The organism is Streptomyces sp. cmx-4-9 (assembly GCF_046548835.1).
Lineage (GTDB): Bacteria > Actinomycetota > Actinomycetes > Streptomycetales > Streptomycetaceae > Streptomyces.
In genome coordinates, this window is the sequence record NZ_JAEBEE010000029.1 from 1 (window position 1) to 775 (window position 775).

The following is a 775-nucleotide window of genomic DNA, read 5'->3' on the forward strand; positions in this document are numbered from 1 at the left end:
TTGCTGCAATGACACGACTTCGGCGGTACGCTTGAGCCCCGCTACATTGTCGGCGCGGAATCACTTGACCAGTGAGCTATTACGCACTCTTTCAAGGGTGGCTGCTTCTAAGCCAACCTCCTGGTTGTCTCTGCGACTCCACATCCTTTCCCACTTAGCGTACGCTTAGGGGCCTTAGTCGATGCTCTGGGCTGTTTCCCTCTCGACCATGGAGCTTATCCCCCACAGTCTCACTGCCGTGCTCTCACTTACCGGCATTCGGAGTTTGGCTAAGGTCAGTAACCCGGTAGGGCCCATCGCCTATCCAGTGCTCTACCTCCGGCAAGAAACACACGACGCTGCACCTAAATGCATTTCGGGGAGAACCAGCTATCACGGAGTTTGATTGGCCTTTCACCCCTAACCACAGGTCATCCCCCAGGTTTTCAACCCTGGTGGGTTCGGTCCTCCACGAAGTCTTACCTCCGCTTCAACCTGCCCATGGCTAGATCACTCCGCTTCGGGTCTAGAGCGTGCAACTCAAACGCCCTATTCGGACTCGCTTTCGCTACGGCTTCCCCACACGGGTTAACCTCGCTACACACCGCTAACTCGCAGGCTCATTCTTCAAAAGGCACGCAGTCACGACCCATTGGGTAAACCCAATGAGCGACGCTCCCACGGCTTGTAGGCACACGGTTTCAGGTACTATTTCACTCCGCTCCCGCGGTACTTTTCACCATTCCCTCACGGTACTATCCGCTATCGGTCACCAGGGAATATTTAGGCTTAGCGG

1 rRNA gene is annotated in these 775 nt (G+C 55.5%); it reads right to left on the minus strand.

Annotation, left to right across the window (positions count from 1 at the left end):
• Positions 1-775, minus strand: a 23S ribosomal RNA gene (locus tag ACLJTM_RS34605); the annotation flags it as partial.